The sequence below is a fragment of the Arthrospira sp. PCC 8006 genome, from assembly GCF_046480465.1.
GTDB lineage: Bacteria > Cyanobacteriota > Cyanobacteriia > Cyanobacteriales > Microcoleaceae > Limnospira > Limnospira platensis.
Genome location: NZ_PKGG01000002.1, coordinates 1 through 21,197, shown reverse-complemented (window position 1 = coordinate 21,197; position 21,197 = coordinate 1). Strand labels below are relative to the sequence as shown.

Genomic DNA, 21,197 nt, shown 5'->3' with positions numbered 1-21,197 from the left:
ATGGTATAATAACCAAAACTATAGGTTCTAGTGGGGAACAGCCACTAGGAGTAATGGGGAAAGTTCGGTGTAAATCCGGCACTGTCCCGCAACTGTAATCAGATTTAAGGCAAATTTTTCCACCCAATCTGTGAGTCAGGATGCCCGCCTATAGTTATTTCTCACTCACAAATCTGCGAGGTACAGATGAGCAAAAATCATCGAATGATACACCTAATCGCCATGATTGGGTTAACATTTTATTTGGTAATAGGTGCAGCCACTCCAGCTCAAGCAATGCACATTATGGAAGGTTTTTTACCTATTACCTGGGCGGTTTTTTGGTGGGTGTTAATCATCCCTTTCTGGGTAATTGGTTTACAAAAACTCACCAAAATCACCAAAAAAAACCCCGAATTAAAGCTATTAATTGCCCTAGCCGGAGCCTTTACTTTTGTCCTGTCAGCCCTGAAAATACCCTCAGTGACAGGGAGTTGTTCTCACCCCACCGGAACCGGATTAGGAGTTGTTTTATTCGGACCGTCAGTGATGACAGTTTTAGGCAGTTTAGTCCTACTTTTCCAAGCCGTATTACTCGCTCACGGCGGTTTAACTACCCTGGGAGCCAATGTATTTTCCATGGCAATTGTCGGCCCTTGGGTCGCCTATGGCATTTACCAACTATTCTGCCAATTTAACCAACAAAAACTAGGTATTTTCTTAGCAGCAGCCTTGGGAAGTTTAGCCACTTATTTAATTACCTCCATACAGTTAGCCGTAGCTTTTCCGGCTGCTTCTGGGGGGGTTATCGCTTCCTTTATCAAATTTGCGGGGATTTTTGCAGTCACTCAAATTCCCCTATCAATTAGTGAGGGACTATTAACGCTGGTAGTTTGGAATTGGCTAGAGTCCTACGCCTCAGAAGAACTGCAAACCTTGAAAATTGGGAAAGCTAATAGCTAAGTAAAATAATCATGACACCAACTTCTGATCAACCCGTCAAAAATCGCAATTTATGGATGATTTTAGCCGTCGTTATTTTATCCATAACGCCACTAATTTTTATCCGAGGAGATTATGAGGGAGCCGATGGACAAGCCGAAAATCTCATCGGCGAAATTCAACCCAATTATCAACCCTGGTTTGAACCTATCTTAGAAGTTCCCAGTGGCGAAATTGAGAGCCTGTTATTTGTTTCTCAAGCCGCCATTGGTGCGGGTATCGTGGGCTATGTGATTGGCTTATATAAAGGTCGTCAACAAGGCAAAAATCGCTCATCCTAAATGCACCATCAAATTGATGCGATCGCCTATACCAATCGGTTAAGGTATTTACCCTCTGAACATAAGTTAACCTTTGCCGCCACCCTGTTTTGTCTCAGTTTGGCGGCTCCCCCCCTCCTGCAAATATTGATCACCATTTGGGTGACAATTTGGGTTGTGATTTACGCTAAAATCCCCCTAGGAATTTATCTGAAATTGCAAGCCATCCCCTTTAGTTTTTGGTTAACTAGCATTCCCGCCTTACTATTGGGGGTGGTTAATTCAGCTAATCTCGAATTAATTAAAACTGATATTATCTGGGGATTTAACCTAGGGGATATCTTGATATATTTCAGTAATCAAGGAATGCAACAAGCTGGGTTTTTGCTAACTCGCTCCCTAGTGTTAACCTCCTGTATGTATTTTATTTTACTCACTACCCCCCTAGTGGAAATCATTAGAATTTTCCGTAAGATTGGCTGTCCGAGTTTAATCACAGAATTATTAATGTTAATGTATCGGTTTATTTTTATGTTAACTGAAACCGCTAGTCAATTATTAATCGCTCAACAGGTTCGCATCGGTTATGGTGACTGGAAAACTACCATTCGCAGTTTAGGAATTGTCACCAGTCAACTACTCCAACAAACCCTAGAAAATTATCGACAAATTTGTTTAGGATTAACCTCGCGGGGGTTTAACGGAGAGTTGCGGGTTTGGTCGGTTTCTCGCCACCAACCTAACCCTCGATATACCTGGGAAGGATGTTGTGGTTGTCTACTATTGTTGGTGAGTATTGGATGGTTTTATGTCCTCGGAATTTGAGTTACTAGAATTTGAGAATGTTCAGTATACTTACCCCGGTAGTCAGCAGCCAACCCTGGAAAATATCACTTGTCAATTTGGTAGATATCAGCGTTATGCTGTCATTGGACGTAATGGCTGCGGAAAAACTACCTTATTTCGATTAGCTAATGGGTTATATCGTCCCCAGTCAGGGGTGATTAGTTGGCGAGGTCAGCCGCTACAATATAAACGGCGATCGTTGAATCAATTGCGCCAAAATGTGGGTTTAGTATTCCAAAATCCTGAACAGCAGTTAGTAGCAACTACCGTGTCAGAGGATATTTCCTATGGCTTGTATAACTTGGGTTTATCTACCTCAGAAATTGCTCAAAGGGTGCGCCAAATTTTGGCTGAATTTGATTTAGTCAGTTTGGCGGATTTCCCGATTAATTATCTGAGTTTGGGGCAGAAAAAAAGGGTGTCAATTGCTGATATAATGGTGTTGCAGCCACAATTATTATTTTTGGATGAACCTACGGCTTATCTTGACTCTTATCAAGTTACTAACTTTCACTGCTTATTAAATCAGATTCAACAGCAAGGAACTACTCTAGTTATCGCTACTCATAATTTGGATTTTGTGGAAGCATGGGCGGATTGGGTTTTGGTACTTGATAGGGGAAAACTGGCTTGTCAAGGTACACCAAAAACCGTTTTTAGTCAAGGTCAAAAACTCCAAGATTTAGGTTTGGGGGTTCCTTTAGTGGTGGATTTAATCAATTGGTTACAAGCTGAGAATATGGCTTTATCGGAAACACAGTTAAATCAGATTCAGCAACAGATACGCGATCGCTATTGGCGCTCAAATTCTTAATTTGGTTAAAATTGGCTGGGTAGTGGTAATCCGATTTGAGCATGGTTTAATAATGCTTCTACTGCTTGACGGTTGAGGGGACGGAAGAAAAAATAACCCTGTCCATATTTGCAATTAAACTTCTGTAAATGGTGGAGTTGTTCGGCGGTTTCAATACCTTCGGCGATCGCATCCATCTTCAGACTTTCAGCTAAAGCCACAATGACCCGGACAATTTCCCGCTTATCCTCGCCTTCGGGAATTTGACTGACAAATGAGCGGTCAATTTTGAGGATATCTACTGGGAATTTATGCAGATAACCCAACGAACAGTAACCTGTACCAAAATCATCAATACAAATTTTGATTTGTTGTTGTTTGAGTTGTTGTAAAGTGGCGATCGCTAATTCCGGGTCATTCATAATTGCCGTTTCTGTAATCTCTAATTTTAACTCCGAACCCGCCACCCCCGTCTCAACTAAAATATTGCTAATACGCCGCCCCAAATCATTCGTAAATTGCTGAGAAGACAGGTTAACACTCATCATCAGATTAGAATAAACCGCAAACTTATCTTTCCATTCGCTTAACTGAAAACAAGCCTGTCGCAATACCCATTCCCCAATATCAACAATTAAACCCGCCTCCTCAGCTATCGGGATAAACTCAGCCGGAGATATCAAACCCTCTTGGGGGTGGTCCCAACGCAATAAAGCCTCAAATCCTGCAATAGTCCCCGTTGATAGTTCAATAATTGGTTGATAGTTCAGTTCAAACTGTTGTTCTTGTAACGCTAAACGTAGCTGGGTTTGCAGGTATAAGCGCCGTAGGGCGTTCGTTCGCATCGTTGAGTCAAAAACCACATAACAGCCTTTTCCTTGCCTTTTAGCGCGATACATAGCCGTATCTGCATCTCTCAATACCTCTGGAGAACTTTCATAGTTAGAGTTGTTACCCTCAACAATACCAATACTCGCACCCGTAAAAATCTGATTTTCTCCTAGGAATATCGGCAATTTTAAGGCTTCCTGAATCCTCTCCGCCACATCGATCGCCTCTTGAATATCCGTAATATTTTCTAATAAAATAGTGAACTCATCCCCTCCCAATCGTGCTAGGATATGTGAATCCACACAATCTGTAAGCCGTTTACTAATCTCGATTAGCAGTTGGTCGCCGATGGCGTGTCCGAGACTATCATTAATAAATTGGAAGCCATCTAGGTCTAAGAACAGAATAGCAAATTGATAATTATCTAGGGTCTTACATTTCCTAAGAGAATCATTTAATTTATCTAGGAAAAATGCCCGATTCCATAAATCCGTCAGAGAGTCGTGGGAGGCGCTATGACGCAGTTTAGCTTCCGTTTCTTTCAGGTGGGTAATTTCCATAATTGACCCTTCATAGTAAAGCACACGGTCATGGCGATCGCTATAAAGAGCCCGCGCATTTTGCCAGATCCAAATTGATTGACCATCTCGCCGATAAACTTGGGCTTCAAAATTAGAAACTGAACCCTTAGTTTGCAGAAGATTAATAAACCTATTATAGGTTTCCGGATCAGCATAAACACTTTTAATTTGCTTCCCCCTAACCAACAGTTGTTGTTGAGACTCATAGCCAAAGATTTTAGCCAAAGCCGGGTTAGCACTAATATACTTTCCTTGTAGGTCAATTTGAAAAATTCCCTCTAAGGCATTTTCAAAACTATCTCGATATTTCTCCTCCGCTTGCTTCCGTTGAAATACCGAACCCAATTGCATAGCMACCGAAGACACCAGTTTAACTAAGCGATTATCTTGTTCCCTCGGGGTTGACATCAAAAACACTAACACCGCCAACACCCGATCATCTGCTAAAATAGGCACACCCAACCCCGCTTTAAACCCATATTTTTTAATCAGAGAATAGCGGGAGAAATTCGCCTGGGATTCCTCAGAAATATCTCGATCCCATTCCGGTTCTTGACTAGCCCATACCCGACCGGCTAAACCATCATTTACACCCAGTAAAAATTGTTTACTCTCTTCATAAAAACCCGCGAAATCCGGCTTTTCTTGATAGCTAACTAAACTATATTCCAGATGGGTTTGTTCAGGGTGAGGAATCCATGCTTCCCCAAATTCCCAGTTGGTGGTTTGACAAAGAAGATCTAAAGCCACTGCTAAAGCTGAGTCAAAATCTACCGCGATCGTGACGGCGTGGGTAATTTGTTGAAGTAACTGGATTTCCTCATCGGCGCGTTTGCGATCGGTAATATCCAAACCAGCGCCCACAAAATATTCATATTCATCTGTTTCTTTATTAAAAACCGCACGACCATACCATTCCACAATAATCTCGCGATCGTCCTTCGTGATCATAGTTTCTTCCGTGCGGATAGGTAGGCGGCGATTAATCATTAATTCAAACACCCAGGGCGCTGATTTTCCCTCTTCCTTGGGAACAAATGTAGCGCTGTAGTTCATCCCTTCCACTTCCTCTTGCTTATAACCTAGAGTATGGAGCATCGAAGGGTTCATAAATTTGACTTTTCCTTCCACATCTAGGACTATAAAAAAAGCCGGATTAGCTTCTAGCAAGGTTTGGGTAAAGTTTTTTTCTTTAATTAATTCCGCCTCCGCTTTATGGCGTTCTAAGATTTCTTGGCTAATTTGATTCGTGAGGGGACGTATGGTTAGCACTAAACAGGTGGTTCCTACCATGATAAATAGCATCATGGTTCCTGATAATAGTAAAATCTGGCGATAAACTGGGCTGTAGAGGTTCCGTTTTTTTTCACCCATAATTAATGATGCTTCCAGATTGCCAATCGGACTATAGGCGATGAAAGCATCACAGGAAATACACCAGAGACCTCCGGTTCTAGTTCCTCGTTGGTAATTTCTTTGGATAATTTCCAAAATATCCGCTTCTTGACCTAGTTGCTCCATCACCTGGCTAGGTTGATAATTCAGTATAAAAATACTGGCAAATTGATGACTTGGTAAAATTGCTAATTCTAGGGAATCTGATTTGTAAAAATGCGCGTTAGTTGGGAGTTTGTTTTGTATATATGATAAATTAACTAAGAATATATGACTTCCGTTCAATTCCCCATACTTCTCAATCATAATATGAGGAATATTGTCAATAGTGAATAGCTCCGAAATTCCTCCGGTTAGATAAGTGACCATTTTCGGTTTATTTAAAACTTCTCTGGGTATGGATTCACCTACTTCTAAGACAACTGATTTTTGAGCATTTATATAGGCAATTCCGGTCAGAGAATCACTCAAGGAATCTTGCCAGATCTGGCGAGTATTTTCTAGGGCTTGGGGAGAAATATTAGAAAGATTATCGGTTAATAGTTCAGTATTACTGGTTATCCAGATGGGTTGTTGACTAATTTTTAAGGCTTTATCCACATATTTATCAATAAAGCTATTAATGATTGATGCACTATTTTGAGCTTCAAAAATTAGTTGTTTTTCCTGATTATTTTTAAGGCGGTTATATAGAGGGACTAAACTTAGGATGGCAATAACTGTACTAATCAACAGTAAACCAAGGGGAGAACCATTGATAATTGATGATTTTATCTCTTGTGTTTTTAGACCTGAATTCTCCGGCATATATTCCCAAGAAATTAATGATTCAACAATCTTAAACAATGAAATATTGAGAGGTATAACAAGGCACAATCCTAAGTTTTCAGGATACGGTTAAATGCACAAACAGCAGAGGTTATACATAATACATTGCCTACATCCGTAGGAATATCAACAATCCCGATCATGATGGGGATACTAACAACTAAACCAGATCTGGCTTAGGTAAGTTATATTATTGATCATGACATGGGGATCTGAATTAATTTGATTTTTATTTAAAGATAGATTATAATACATTTAAGTAATCTACACCACAGAAATTCAAGATAGAACATGGTTTTAGCATTTGGTCGAGAAATTTGCAATTATCTGAACTCCAGTGAATGTCGAGAGTGGTTAATCACTAATGGTATTGGGGGTTATGGTGCGGGGACGGTGATCGGAATGTTGACCCGCCGTTATCATGGATTAATGATAGCGGCTTTAAATCCTCCTCTCAATCGAACCCTGTTATTAACCAAGTTAGATGAAACAGTCAGCTATGATGAGCAATTTTTTCCAATTTATACAAATAGGTGGGCTGACGGCAAAGTAGATCCCGAAGGTTTCAAGCATATTCAACACTTTCGACTAGAGGGGACTATTCCTGTGTGGGACTTTGCTTGTGGAGATGCTTTGCTAGAAAAACGAATATGGATGAGAACAGGTGAAAATACAACCTATGTCAAATATACCTTACTCCGGGCTACAAGAGCCATAAGTTTGTCGATCAAAGCGATGGTCAATCATCGGGATCACCACTACAATACTAATGCCAATAATGCCAATAACTGTCAGATTGATATTAAATCGAGATCACAAGGGGTAGAGATTCGATTATTCCCTGATACTAACCCTCTGTATCTGTTCACCCAGGGAAGTGGGGAAGAAGAGGTAATGATTTCTACGCCGGGTAATCCTTGGTACTATGGATATGATTTGGCAATAGAACGTTACCGAGGAATGGACTGGACGGAAGACCACCTCCACGCTTGCACTTTACATACAACTCTGACACCGGGAAGCGCGCTAACTGTGATTGCCAGCACGAAAGCGGATCCTAATCTGGATATTATGACGGAGTTGGAGGCGAAGCGCCAAAAAGACCGGGTATTATTGGAGTATAAGTCACCCCCAGCACAGCGACCAGATTGGATAAGTCAACTGATACTAGCTGCAGATCAGTTTATAGTCGATCGCACCCTGAAAGACGGAACCCCAGGAAAAACGATAATTGCAGGTTATCCCTGGTTTGGAGATTGGGGACGAGACACGATGATATCCCTACCCGGTTTGACCCTATCTACCGGACGCGCAGATATTGCTCGCACGATTTTACAAACCTTTTCCCATTATGTCGATCGCGGAATGTTGCCCAACCGATTCCCAGAAGTAGGGGACACGCCCGACTATAACACAGTCGATGCGACTCTCTGGTATTGGGATAGCATCCGCGCCTATTTCGACCATACGCTAGATATTAACTTATTAGCAGAACTTTTCCCGGTCTTAGATTCGATCATCCATTGGCATCATCAAGGAACCCGCTATAATATCAAAGTTGATCCAGAAGACGGACTACTGTATGCAGGAGAACCGGGTTCACAACTAACCTGGATGGATGCCAAAGTGGGCGATTGGGTAGTGACCCCAAGAGTTGGCAAACCGATTGAAGTTAATGCCCTGTGGTATCATGCCCTACAGATCATGATCCGTATTGCCAAAATATTGGATAAACCCAGTCAGGACTATGAAACCTGGGCAAAAAAAACCGCCGAAGGCTTCTCGCGATTCTGGAATCCACAGACAGGCTACTGTTATGATGTTCTGGACACTCCCGAGGGAGATGATCCCTCACTGCGACCTAATCAAATTTTCGCGATCTCTCTGCCTCAATTAGGGAAAATGGGCTATAGTTGCCTACTCACGCCGTCACAGCAACGTCAGGTAGTAGATATCTGTAGCCAGAAACTGCTAACATCTTATGGTCTTCGCAGTCTATCTCCAGAAGATGCGAAATATCAGGGTGTCTATGGTGGTGATCAGCTGCAACGGGATGGAGCCTATCATCAGGGCACTGTTTGGGGATGGCTACAAGGTCCGTTTGCATTGGCTCATTTTCATGTCTACGGCGATCGCTCTCAAGCACAGTCATTTTTAGAACCGATGGCTGATCATCTCAATAATCATGGACTTGGCACCCTCAGCGAAATTTTTGACGGTGATCCCCCCATATCTGCGCGGGGATGTTTTGCTCAAGCCTGGACGGTTGCAGAAGTTCTCAGAGCCTGGTTTGAGTTAGAATCTGATCAAGGGGCCTGATTGCCTGTTGCTGCTTGCCAACTATCAGGCGGCGGGTATCAAAAATCCGGCGCTAACTTTCTGGTTAGGGTCGGGAATATGTCAAAATGGAAATAATCGCGCTACGGGGAACCCCAAAAATGCTTGTTTGTCCCCAATGTCAGTTTGAAAACCCAGACCATCATAAATTTTGCCAAAGCTGTGGCACATCTTTAACCTATAGGTCTTGTCCTCAGTGTAGCTGCCAAGTTTCGCTTGATCAGCTCGATTGTTGGAACTGTGGGGCTAAAACTGGAAAGGTGTGGCAGGCGGTTATATTTTGCCATAAGCCATATCAGGAATCTGCCCCCCAACAGATACCCCCAAACTTGGCGGCAACAGATAACTTTGATCACCTCATGGGTGGAGTTGATGGGGTTGAGGATCAGATTTCCTCGAATTGGGATGTGATCACTACTTTACCGGGTGCTGAGGTGACAGCAACAGACTCTAATCTGATGTTAGCTGAGGACTATGATACCCATTCCGTTTTAGACACCCTAGGGGATGATTCTCTGGCTGTGTCACTCTCTGATGAGGATGAGGAGGAGGAGGAGGAGGAGGAGGATGTGGGATTATTCCAGATGTCTAATGTTGAACAGGTGGGCGATCGGGATTTGCTCTCGACGGATACGGAATTATTTCCCCCCTCGACTTCTCTGGCTGATATAGCTGAAGTTGATACGTCTGAAGAAGCTACTGTGGTGGATAAACCTGTTTATTTGGATTCCCAAGGGCGATATAAACTGCTAGAACCCCTGCCACCTTTGCCGGTGGGGGAAATGGCAAGGGTCCCGGTTTTGGATTGTCAACCTTTGCAGATGTCTCCGCTGGCGGCTTTGCAGTTGACTGTGGATGATCGCCAAAATAGGTCGGCTTTGGTAATGGCGGCGGCGCAAGTGTATTGGGATTTATACTATAGCTACCCACAACATTTTCCCAAGGTACATGATGCCTGGGAAGACGAGTATCAGGCGATCGTGTTGTTGGAAGATTATTCGGATTTGCCGGATTTTGAACAAAAGTGGCACGATATCCAGACTCCACTTCAACAAATTGTGGCTTGGTTACAACAGATGACGCAACTCTGGTACGTTCTGGAACCTGTTGACTATCGCCAAAGTTTATTGCGGTTGGATAATTTGGCAATTTCTGGCACTGCTCCTGGCAGTTTATTTATTAAACAGTTGTACGCTGATGACCCGGAAAAGATGCCGACTGTGGCGGATTTAGGACAACTTTGGCAAAGTCTATTTAAATTATCTGGACGCACTTTGATGGGTTCGATTACGCAAATGTTGCGGGATCTACGGGAGGACAAATTTCAGCGGGTTGAAGAATTACGCTTAAAGTTAGATGAAATTATGGCAGAACTGACACCACCACAGCAACCGACAACAGCACCTCAGCGCTCGTCTGTAACTCGTCTACAGACAGATGTTCCGACTACGGGATCTTCTTCGGGACAAATTGGAGATGCACCAACGGTTCCTAGGTTGCCTCAGTTGTTGGATTTACAGGCTTCTGGTCGTACAGATGTGGGAAAAGAGCGATCGCAAAATCAGGACTCCTTTGGTCTGCAAACTTTGTTAGATCGTCAGGAAATGCCGGGTAGTCAGACTCTCTATGCTCGTGGTTTATATATCCTATGTGATGGTATGGGTGGACACGCGGGGGGAGAGGTGGCTAGTCGTATGGCTGTACAGAGCCTGAAAGAATATTTTCAGACTCACTGGGCTGATAGTGATAGTTTACCCTCAGAACAATTAATCTACCATGCGATCGCTGAGGCTAATGAGGCTATCTATAGGGTTAATATGCAGGGGACTCGTTCTGGTAGTGGTCGCATGGGTACTACTTTGGTATTAGTGATTGTAGCTAATACTCAGGTGGCGATCGCTCATGTGGGAGATAGTCGCCTTTACCGTTTTACCTGCAGTCAAGGTTTGGAACAAATCACTGTTGATCACGAAGTCGGACAGCGGGAAATTGCTATAGGTGTAGACCCGGAAACTGCCTATAACCGTCCTGATGCTTATCAACTTACCCAAGCCTTGGGGCCTAGGGATGGCAAGTATTTAAAACCAGATATCGAATTTTTTGATATCACTGAGGATACTTTGCTACTGCTGGCTTCTGATGGGTTGACAGATAATGATTTGGTGGAAACCTATTGTCAAACTCATCTGAAGCCTTTGATTGATTCCCAGACTAATTTGGATCGGGGAGTTGATGACTTGATTGATTTAGCTAACCAATACAACGGCCATGACAATATTACGGCGATCGCACTGCGAGCCCTAGTGCATCACAGAGACTAAACTCTAATTATGTCCGATATCTTGACATTGACCCTACTTGATGGCACTCGAACCAACCCCATTCAAAAATGGCGGTTTGAAACGGAGTCTTTAGTTAAAATTGGTCGCGCCCCTGATAATCACGTTGTGGTTATCGATCCCCTGGTTTCTCGATACCATCTCGATTTACAAAGGTCTGCTACTACCCACAATTCTCGATGGATATTCAATAGCCGGGGAACTAATGGGACTTTTGTTAATGGTGTTTTAGCCAGCCAGGGACCCTTGGCTGATGGCGCTTTATTAGAATTGGCTAAGGGAGGACCTTTACTCCGGGTCGCCATTGAACAACCGCCACCGCCTCCCCCTCCGGTTATTAATACTCCTAATTGTAATCATGAGGGTAATCTCCCTGGTAGTCTATTCTGTATTCACTGCGGCTGGCCAATTAAGATAGAACGGACTATCCGAACTTATCAGATTTTGCGAACCCTTGGTCAGGGAGGTATGGGAACCACGTCTTTAGCCTGGGATAGCAATAATAGCAAGGCTAATGCGCCTCAGACTCTTGGCGGAAAGCCGATGCCAATTTTGGTGGTGGTCAAGGAGATGAATGCAGATATGGCTAAGATCGCTAAGGCGCAAGAATTGTTTGAGCGGGAGGCTAAAACTCTTAAATCCCTTAATCATCAGGGAGTCCCTAAGTTTTATGACTTTTTTGTGCATGGGGGTAAAAAGTATTTAGTTATGGAGATGATTCACGGTCAGGATCTGGAAAAACAAGTTTATCAAAGCGGACCCCTCAGGCCGGAAATAGCCATTAAATACATGATCCAAGCCTGTGAAGTTTTGGATTATCTCCATAACCAAGAACCCCCGATTATCCACCGGGATATTAAACCGGCTAACCTGATGGTGCGCCATCGCGATCGCCGGATTATTGTTCTCGATTTTGGCGCGGTTAAGGAAATTGGTACTCCCCCAGGAACCCGTATTGGTGCGGAAGGTTATAGCGCACCAGAACAAGATAGGGGACAGCCACTCACTCAGTCGGATTTATATGCGATCGGTGCGACTTTGATATTTTTATTGACTGGTGAGAGTCCCCTAAATTATATCGGAAAACAAGACCAAGAATACGGATTTGATCTCGATCGCATTCCTACTATTACCCCGGACTTACGCGAGGTAATTAAACGGGTAACTAGATTTACCCCTCGCGATCGCTATCAGACTGCTACAGCCTTAGCTACAGCACTAGCAGAATGCTTACCAAAATGTTAACGCTTCACAGGGTTTTATTCTTCATCCCAAACATCAACAGCCAACAGTTCACTAATTGGATCTTGCATGGAAAAACCGAATTCAATCAGTTCCGCTTTCCAATACTTCCATTTATCGCCAAATAGCAGTGCTATTTTCCATAGGCTATCTTCAGGTTTAACAATGTCAGACTTCACTAGGGAATGCACCTGACGCTGAAACTTATCCATCGGGTGTATAACCTTTTGGCTCATAATACCTCTTCAATTTTTGAAATCTTAAAGAACTTTTTGGGTTTTCCCCTAACGCTATGTCGCACCGATGCCTAATTGAGCTGCATTTTTTCGGGGAAGACACCTCCTGATTTTATACGATAGCATACTTTCCAAAAAATGTCTAACTTTTTTTTCCACAGTGGTTGAGAGCTACTCGAAGATTCTAACAAGCAAGTCGGAGGACATCACCCACCCCAAATAGTGGGTTGAAGGGGAAAAACCTAATTTAGCTACCTATAGTAGCAGAATGTCTTGGTTAAGACAAGATATGATCAGCAGACCCGGGAATATGACGAATTACAAGCCGTCACGTTGAGAGAATCAGCACGATCGCAGCCAGCCAGTTGGTTTGAGGAAAAACCCTGTGATGCTGAGTAAAGTTGCACCTTGGCATCTGTGCTAAAGCCATTATACCCATAAAGTGAATTTAATGCAATGGGTGCGTTGCGTGATTCAACTTTACCTGGTCTTGACTATGCTAAATCCATCAGACTCCCCACCTAACTCGACTGTAATCCTGAATAATCGTTACCAGATCCTAGTGGCGATCGCCAGCGGTGGCTTTGGGGAAACGTTTTTGGCGGAGGACAACCAAATGCCCTCTCGCCGCCGTTGTGCCATCAAACGCTTAAAACCGAAAGCTGATGACCCCAATGTTCATCATTTTATCACCGAACGTTTTCGGCGGGAAGCGACAGTCTTAGAAAAATTAGGAGAAATTAGCGATCACATTCCTAGCCTGTATGCTTATTTTGAAGAAGACGGACAGTTTTACTTAGTCCAGGAGTGGATAGAAGGAGAAATTCTCACCAGTCGCATACAGCAACAGGGGTCGATGTCGGAAACCGAAGTCCGGGATCTTTTGCTAAACCTGCTACCAGTCCTCCACACCATCCACAGCCATGGTCTAATTCACCGAGACATCAAACCAGACAATATCATCCTGCAATCTCCCGACCAAAAACCAGTTTTGATTGACTTTGGGGCGGTTAAAGAGATTATGGGGACTGTGTTAAACTCTCGCGGTAATCCTACGCCGTCGCTGGTCATTGGGACACCGGGATTTATGGCTTCTGAGCAGGCGGCGGGACACCCATTTTTTGCCAGTGATTTGTTCAGTCTGGGAGTAACTGCTATTTATATGTTAACGGGGAAAACGCCCCAGGAGTTACCGATTGACTCAAACACGGCGCAAATTCAATGGCGGCACTTAGTCCCAACGGTGAATGCGGAATTTGCGGATATTTTAGATCGCGCCATTCGGTTTCACCCTGGCGATCGCTTTTCTGATGCTCAAGAAATGCTCACCGCCTTAGAAGGATTATCCCATCCCATAGCATCGACGGAAATTTCTGTTCCCCCTTCGACGGTAATTTTTCCCAAATCCACCCCACCGAGGCCACCCCAACGCCAACCCGATTGGCAAATCCCGGCTATAGTAGGTGTGATCTTAGGGATTCTGGCAGGTTTAGGATTAACCATATTTTGGCACTCTCCGTCAGAACCGAACAACTCGGAAGCGATCGCGGAAACCTATCAACTCCCCCTATCATTTTATTTTATTGGAGATTCGGCTTTTTATACTCCCCACCACGCGGAAAATAAGCGTCAGTCCCTGGTGGAGGACGGCTACAACCAAGCTGATTTTTTCTGGTCCGCCAACTATCGCAACCTATCTAGCCATAATTCCTACCAAGTCTATAGCAAGTGGTTTGAGACTCAAGACGACTGCGAAGCGGCATTAAAAGAGTATCACGAATATAACCCCAATTCCTATTGTGGATTTGCGACGAAGATTTAACCGCTCAAGATTTCCATGGGACTATTGGGACAAACCGATCGCCTCCAATAATTCTTGCCAATCTTCTTTGTATAGGGGATTTTGGGGTTGTTCTTCTCGGAACTTCATCACCAGAGTTAACAGGTCGAACCAGATACTATTGGCTGCATAAACTAGAGCCAAATCTCGACCGAATTTGTCTCGGATTTGTGCTTGCAAATCCTGGTCAAGTTCCCGTTTTAAAACCTGACCCCTGACGACTAAATCCCCCGTGCGATCGCTCGGTTCACAAATAAGTGAAAACCGCCAAGAGTAGTTAGTTTCCGCTGCTTCCAAGGCGATATCTTCGGGGAGAGTGACTTCAATCAGTCCGGGGTTTACAGTTAAGCTCAATTCAACCAGCCGGTTTTTCTGATGGTCTTGTAGTTCAAATTCCGCCGACCAGGATGAATCTTTAGACGCGGTTAAGTAAAACCAAAAGGAGGGGCGATCGGATAGGGTATAGCCCCAATTTTGGGAAGGAACTAAAGCGGTGATTTGGGTGTCTTTGGTACAGTTTCCCCGACCTCCAGCTTGACTGGTGCGATCGCCTGGTCTACCGCGATCTGGGAGTCGAAAATTGAGAGGTTCTCTGATATACTCAGAGTCAGGGAATGCTCTATAAGGCTGGGTTTCCCGACTATCGGAAAGCTGGAGGTCGGAGGTATTTAATGCCAACGGCAGGGCGAAAATCCCCACAAAAATCCTATTTAAAAAAATCATAAAAACGGTCAATGGCGGGGGGGGGAGAGCGAAAAACGCCCATTCCCTCGCCGTTAAAATATGGTGGTTATGCTTCCAGGTGGCTGAGTCCCGGTTGGTGAGGATGATTGCCGTCAGGGCAAAACCCAATCCAGAGGGAATCAGAGGTATCCAATACCCTGCCAGAAAGCTCACAAAACAGATACTATATATAATAACTATAATTCCTCCAACTGTAAAGTAAAATCTCATCCCCCCAGGGACGCGCCACCCGACCACGCCACCCAGGGATGACCAAGCCAAGATCCAGATAATTTCAAGGGATCGAGGAATAGGTTGTATGAGGGGACGGTTATCCTGGACGGCACTGATAATTTGACTGACCATTTGGGCTTGAATGAAAACCCCGGCTGTTTGGTGATGGATTTGAAAGCTGGGGGTGATGGGAGTCCGGTGAAAGTCTTTGTAGCTGGGGGCGATATTGCCAATTAAAATAATGCGATCGCTCACCAAATTGGGGTCAATAGATTCGGTTAAAAGTTGTGTCAAACTGATGGTATCAGCAATTGCACCAGACCGATAATTTAACAGCATTTGATAGCCACGGGTATCTAGTTGGTGGTATCCTCCCAAATTCCGCTCCAAAGCAGTTAAATAAACCCCGCCTAATTTTAAATACCCTTGGGGTGTCACTTCCGGCTGTATTCCCTCCGCCTCTAAATAAGATAAAGCCACTTGTAAGGCGAAGGATTTGTTAGTAGGACAAGGAGTATCATGGGAGGGATTCATATACCAAAGATGGCGGCGAATTATCCCATCTGTATCTACTAAGACATTGCTGAATCCTAGGCGGGTGTGGGCAACCTCCGGCGGCGGGGCGATACCGAGATGATTATTATCGCGATCGCTATCTTGACAAATGGCAAAAAAATTGGGGTGATTTTTAAAAAAACTCGCCACTTCAGGATAATGGCGATCGACCGGAAAATCGTGATAAATATCAGAGCCAATAACACGGGGTTGATGGGGTAAAATTTTGGCGATAATTTGGGAGAAAGCCGCATCAGATAAGGAGCCTTCTCGGGTCATTTCCTGTTGGTTTTGATACTGTATATCCGGTTCATCAACAGTGATAATTAATAGGCGATCGTCCTGGCCTTCCGGCGGGCGAATCAGCATAAAATGGTCATAGGCTCGCAATTCCAAACCTGCGAATAATCCCAAATAACGCATTAGCAAAATCCCCAATATTACCCCGATAGCCAGCATCACCTGATGTAGTTTCCCCCTTCCCCAGCGCAGTTGTTGCCAAGTTGGGGGGATAACAGCCGGGTTTTGATAGATGACGGGGAAGGAAGTAACCCCCGGAAAATCTGCTTGGAATTCCTCTAATTTTTCCCTGGCATTTCGCACCGATAAATATAAGGAATTTCCCCCTGTATAATCTGTTAAAAAGTATTCCAAAAATATTGTCGCTACCAGGTCGGGAATCGGTTGTCGCATAAAAATTGACTGGGGAATATTTAAATTCGCCAAATCGCGGGCGAGTCCGATGCCATCACAGGAGTTAAAAATTGCCAGTTGTAAACCTTTAAATATGGCACTTTTTAAGGAATTTTTTACATCGTCAATGGTCAAATATTCCGAATCATTTATCTTGAGAACTCCCCGGCTTTCCTCAGTATGGCTATGACCCGCAAAAAACAAAATATCCCATCCTTCTGGTTTGCCAATATGGGCGATTACTTCTGACTTGGTGCTGTTAATTAAAGGTGTAATTGCCGCCCCATATTTTGCCAAAACCTTTAAATCATCGGCGGGGTTAATGCCGCTATCATCGCCAATAATTGCCAGGATTTTGACTTTTTTGTTAAACTTAATTGCGGGCTGAATTTGCTTATAGGAGTGACCACAAAACCCTATTTCCAGGTGGGAATTGTCTGTGCTGATTTTCCAGTCATGCCAGGGTAAACGTTGGGTAACAATATCATCAGTGGCGATGAGAAGGCGAATAGATTTCCTGGTTTTAGCAATAGCAATTAAAAGCTCATCGCGCACAGAATTAAAGGTTTCAGAAGTTAGCCATTGGTTGAAAAGTTGAATCACCCTTTGGGTGGCTTTAGCGCAATTATCGGGTTCGGAAACATTTTTGACCTGGTTTTTTGTGGTTTCCAGGCGGGTGCGGTGCGGTGCGGAATTTAAAGCCATCTCAAGGAGGCGGATCTCATCATATAATTGATTATTTGCCGGTAAATCACCTGATTTTTGCAGGTATGCAGGTTTACCTTCTTCGGCAATTTCTAAACTGATATGAAATCCCATTTTGAGAGAACCAGAATGTAGTTTTAGGGTAATAATTTTAGTCATAATATTTCCTGATATTAAAATCCATTTCCAATAATAATAAATCCTGCCCAGTGATAGGGTGCAGAAATATCTTGATTTTGTGGGTGGGGGACTTGTTGATTAATCAAAGCTAATTGCGCCTGTCGCAGCGCCTCTGCCCTACTGTTACCTTCCGAGAGTTTTTGATAAAAGACATTCATCAATTGTTGAGTGCTGGCATCCTCAATCAACCAGAGAGTGGCAACGGTGGCTTGAGCCCCAGCTTCCTGCATTATATATCCCAAACCCAGGATTTCTTCCCCATTTCCCGATAAATCTCCCAGTCCGGTTTGACAGGCACTCAAGACGGCTAAATCAACATTCTTTAAATCCCACCTTCTAATATCATTAATAGAAGCGCGATCGCCATCTCCAAATAAAATAAAGGAATCCATAGGCTGACCCGGAATAAAAGCCGCATGGGTAGCCAGATGAATGATATTATAATCTCCAAGATAACCTTCGGTTTGCTGACGGTTAAAGTCCCGGTCTAGGAGTCGGTTTGTCTTAGGAATTATCCCCGCAATATTGTTGATTTCATCGTAGGCAAATTTCAACCCGTAAAAATCGAACTGCCTCTGTGCGACTTGGAATTGATAGCCGGTGTCAACGTCAGCAAAAGCACCCGCTAAGACCGAGGGAGGCTTGGAGGGAGTAACGATAAATTGGGTTAGGGAAGCGACAGTAATATTGTTGATTCGGTATTTTTCCACTAACCACTGTTGACCGTCATAGAGTCCCGCGAGAGGAAGATAACGTAAAGCCCGGTCTGGGGCATAAATTAAGGTTTTCACCTGGAGGTTAACCAAATCTTTTTCAAAGGGTTTAATCAGGTAATCATAGAGAACTTTTGCCGTATGTTTAAAACTTTCGGAATCTTGGTTTTTGAGTCCGGTTCGATAATCTATAATGGCTTGATTTAACTGCTTGGCTGTGACATTGACTGGCTGACGTATGGGGGCAGCAGTTTGGGTAGTGACCAATAGTAATTCTAGGCGATTATCTAGCACTAAAGGATAGAGAATTACAGATTTTTCTGGCAGATTTGCTAGGAGTTTCTGCAAATTTGGATAATTCCTGATATTGATGTTATGTTGGTTTTGGCTGATATTTTTAATCAGGTTTTCTACTTCTGGACTAGATAAAAATTGGTCGAAAATGCCGCGAGTTTCTCCTTGTTGTTCCCGGATTTCTTGGAGGCGTTGCTGTTGTGCCGGTAGGCGCTGATTAACGGGGATTTTTTCGAGTTCCGCTAACTCCCGACTGATGGCGATCGCCTCTTGCTGTAAGGCTTGGTATTGACTCCATGCTTGCCGTTCATCGGGTAACATTTGAAGATTTTGGGGGTCTCCCCGGACGTTTATTAAGTAGTCTTCTAGTTCTTGAACTTTGAGTAACTCCAGCACCTGTTGGGCTTCGATAATCCGATCAAATTGCAGGAGTAAATCCGCCAAACGGCGATAGGTATCAGCCACGGTTTCCAGATACAATTGTTGCAATTCCGTCGGCAGTCTCCTGAGACCTTGGCGGATGTCTTCGGTAACATTGACTGATTGTTTGTAGAAGACAATGGCTAATTGGGGTTGGTCTTGTGTGGAAAGTAGTAAACCGATATTACTGAGGATTTGACGTTCTCTATTGCGATCGCCTATTTCTTGAGATATCTGCAAAGATTGCTGATAGGATTCTATGGCTTTGTGATACTTTCCGAGACTCCGATAAACAACTCCCAGATTACCCAAGGATGTAGCGATACCATTGCGATCGCCTATTTGTTTAAAAAGCTGCAAAGATTGCTGATAGGATTCAATAGCTTGATCATACTTTTCTAACTTCCCATAAACAATTCCCAGACCCAGGAGGGATTTGGCAACACCATTGCGATCGCTTATTTGTTTAAAAATCTGCCAAGATTGCTGATAGTATTCAATAGCTTGATCATACTTTCCTAAATTCCCATAAACAATTCCCAGACCCAGAAGAGAATTGGCAACACCATTGCGATCGCTGATTTTATCAAACATCTCCAAAGATTGCTGATAGTATTCAATAGCTTTGTGACCATCTCCCAAATTCCCATAAACAATTCCCAGACCCAGGAGAGAATGTGCAACACCATTGCGATCGCCCATTTTCTCAAAAATCTGCAAAGACTGCTGATAGGATTCTATGGCTTTGTAATACTCTCCCAGAATCCCATAAATAATTCCCAGACTATGGAGAGATTTAGCCATATTCTGGCGATCGCCCATTTTCTCAAAAATCTGCAAAGACTGCTGATAGGGTTGAATAGCTTGGTGATACTTTCCTAAATTCTGATAAACAATTCCCAGATTATTGAGGGAATTTAGGACACCCTGATCATCGCCCATTTTCTCAAAAATCTGCAAAGATTGCTGATAGGATTCTATCGCCTTCTCATGCTCTTCTAGTGTCCGATAAACAAGTCCCAGACCCATAAAAGAATTAGCGAGACCATTGCGATCGCCTATTTGATCAAAAATCTGCCCAGACTGCTGATAGTATTTAATCGCCTGATCATAATCTTTCAAATTCCGATAAGCAATTCCGAGATGATGGAGAGATTTAGCCATACCGGGGCGATCGTCAATTTGTTTGTAGAGTTGTAAAGATTTTTGGTAAGGTTGAATCGCCTCCGAAAATTCACTGAGATCCAAGTGATGTATTCCTCGATTAAAAAAGCGATCGGCTTCCTGCCTTTGGTCCTCAGTAGTTGGCCCTAAGGCGGGGGATACAAAATCAATGGGAAATTGGTCGTTAAAGGCTGGACTGTTGACCCGCGCCAAAATCGATGTGTCACAATAAAAAGTCAGGAAAAATGACACCAGGGCGAGAAAAGTAAGTTGCCAAAATTTCATCAGTCCGTCTCCTCAACTTCACCGATTTACCATTACGCATTCCCCCTTCCCTATTCCCTAATCAAGGGGAATCACCTAAGCAAGCCGAAGGGCGTGATGGTTACTCAGATTAAAAACCCTTCCATAATGCTATTTTCCCCCCATTTTACCTCCACATTTAACCATTCGCCAAGATTTCCGCTTAACTTAATCTGAATATAATTATCTCTCTCTCTAGCCGTGGCAGAATCGAACAGCGTACCCATCTCATCCCACACTCTCAACTGTACCCCAGGGGATAAAAACTCCCGTTCACCCATAGCATACAACCGTAAAAATACCGCAAAACGATTTCCCCCTTTCGGCAAGACTGCCACCATCAAACTCAGCAATTCTCCTGTAATTTCCATTCCCAAATCTTTGACTTTTCGGATACCCGCCGCCGGATTTTCCGGGTCTAATAACCACAGAGTTTCCGCCGCCGCCCAGCGAGTTTCTTCCTCAGTAGTTTTTGCTAATAAATTCACCAACGCTTCAATCACCCTCGGATTGCCAGGGGTAGTAGACCTTAAAGACTGAGCCGAGGTTTTCCATAATTCCTCACTATTTTTACCTAAAATTACATCAACCCAATAGGCGACTCTTTCCCGATTAGTTTCTCCTCGTAAATCGACCCTTTTTCCCCTATATTCCAWCTGTCTGGGTCTCCTTAATCCCCGAAAATCCTGCCACTCCGGTCGGGC

14 protein-coding genes and 1 riboswitch are annotated in these 21,197 nt (G+C 43.7%); of the genes, 9 read left to right on the top strand and 5 right to left on the bottom strand.

Features of this window, described 5'->3' with window-relative positions:
• Positions 1 to 5: 5 nt before the first annotated feature.
• Positions 6 to 167, top strand: a riboswitch (cobalamin riboswitch).
• Between the two features lie 19 nt (positions 168 to 186).
• Genes B9T16_RS00520 through B9T16_RS00505 form a run of 4 tightly spaced genes read left to right on the top strand, consistent with a single transcriptional unit; the run spans position 187 to position 2,901 of the window.
• Positions 187 to 942 (top strand): energy-coupling factor ABC transporter permease, encoded by a 756-nt coding sequence (locus tag B9T16_RS00520; protein WP_410243869.1) that lies wholly within the window; start codon positions 187 to 189, stop codon positions 940 to 942.
• An 11-nt stretch (positions 943 to 953) separates the two neighbouring features.
• Entirely contained in the window at positions 954 to 1,262 is a 309-nt protein-coding gene (locus tag B9T16_RS00515; protein WP_410243868.1) for an energy-coupling factor ABC transporter substrate-binding protein, read from the top strand.
• Positions 1,263 to 2,066: a cobalt ECF transporter T component CbiQ gene (cbiQ, locus tag B9T16_RS00510; RefSeq protein ID WP_410243867.1), complete on the top strand. Its 804-nt coding sequence runs from the start codon at positions 1,263 to 1,265 to the stop codon at positions 2,064 to 2,066.
• Complete coding sequence (locus B9T16_RS00505) at positions 2,050 to 2,901, top strand: energy-coupling factor ABC transporter ATP-binding protein (RefSeq protein ID WP_410243866.1); 852 nt, start codon at positions 2,050 to 2,052, stop codon at positions 2,899 to 2,901. The genes cbiQ and B9T16_RS00505 overlap by 17 nt, the downstream gene beginning before the upstream one ends.
• 5 nt (positions 2,902 to 2,906) lie before the next feature.
• Here the strand turns inward: B9T16_RS00505 and B9T16_RS00500 are convergent, their stop codons facing one another.
• The gene (locus B9T16_RS00500) at positions 2,907 to 6,494 is read right to left on the bottom strand and encodes an EAL domain-containing protein (protein WP_410243865.1); all 3,588 of its coding nucleotides are present in this window, start codon (positions 6,492 to 6,494) and stop codon (positions 2,907 to 2,909) included.
• A gap of 312 nt (positions 6,495 to 6,806) precedes the next feature.
• Between B9T16_RS00500 and B9T16_RS00495 the strand changes: the two genes are divergently transcribed.
• The 3 genes from B9T16_RS00495 to B9T16_RS00485 all read left to right on the top strand — a co-directional run bounded on the left by B9T16_RS00495 (position 6,807) and on the right by B9T16_RS00485 (position 12,436).
• Positions 6,807 to 8,834 carry an amylo-alpha-1,6-glucosidase gene (locus B9T16_RS00495; protein WP_410243864.1) on the top strand — a complete coding sequence of 676 codons (2,028 nt, stop codon included), beginning with the start codon at positions 6,807 to 6,809 and terminating at the stop codon, positions 8,832 to 8,834.
• A gap of 119 nt (positions 8,835 to 8,953) precedes the next feature.
• On the top strand, positions 8,954 to 11,173 hold the full coding sequence (locus B9T16_RS00490; RefSeq protein WP_410243863.1) for a serine/threonine phosphatase: 2,220 nt from the start codon (positions 8,954 to 8,956) through the stop codon (positions 11,171 to 11,173).
• Positions 11,174 to 11,182: 9 nt separating this feature from the next.
• The gene (locus B9T16_RS00485) at positions 11,183 to 12,436 is read left to right on the top strand and encodes a protein kinase domain-containing protein (protein ID WP_006618884.1); all 1,254 of its coding nucleotides are present in this window, start codon (positions 11,183 to 11,185) and stop codon (positions 12,434 to 12,436) included.
• Between the two features lie 14 nt (positions 12,437 to 12,450).
• Here the strand turns inward: B9T16_RS00485 and B9T16_RS00480 are convergent, their stop codons facing one another.
• A complete protein-coding gene (locus B9T16_RS00480; protein ID WP_006618883.1) occupies positions 12,451 to 12,669 on the bottom strand; it encodes a DUF4327 family protein in 219 nt (72 codons plus the stop codon).
• 273 nt (positions 12,670 to 12,942) lie between these two features.
• Here B9T16_RS00480 and B9T16_RS00475 point away from each other — a divergent pair, with 273 nt between their 5' ends.
• A complete protein-coding gene (locus B9T16_RS00475; RefSeq protein ID WP_286131378.1) occupies positions 12,943 to 13,068 on the top strand; it encodes a hypothetical protein in 126 nt (41 codons plus the stop codon).
• Positions 13,069 to 13,165: 97 nt separating this feature from the next.
• Positions 13,166 to 14,491 carry a serine/threonine-protein kinase gene (locus B9T16_RS00470; RefSeq protein ID WP_172973449.1) on the top strand — a complete coding sequence of 442 codons (1,326 nt, stop codon included), beginning with the start codon at positions 13,166 to 13,168 and terminating at the stop codon, positions 14,489 to 14,491.
• Between the two features lie 21 nt (positions 14,492 to 14,512).
• On the opposite strand, the gene B9T16_RS00465 is transcribed toward B9T16_RS00470, so the two are convergent.
• The 3 genes from B9T16_RS00465 to B9T16_RS00455 all read right to left on the bottom strand — a co-directional run.
• Complete coding sequence (locus tag B9T16_RS00465) at positions 14,513 to 17,578, bottom strand: CHASE2 domain-containing protein (RefSeq protein ID WP_410243862.1); 3,066 nt, start codon at positions 17,576 to 17,578, stop codon at positions 14,513 to 14,515.
• 14 nt (positions 17,579 to 17,592) lie between these two features.
• Positions 17,593 to 20,475 (bottom strand): CHAT domain-containing protein, encoded by a 2,883-nt coding sequence (locus B9T16_RS00460; RefSeq protein ID WP_410243861.1) that lies wholly within the window; start codon positions 20,473 to 20,475, stop codon positions 17,593 to 17,595.
• Between the two features lie 104 nt (positions 20,476 to 20,579).
• The coding region (locus tag B9T16_RS00455) for a DUF1822 family protein (protein ID WP_410243860.1) at positions 20,580 to 21,197 on the bottom strand (618 nt) is incomplete at its 5' end.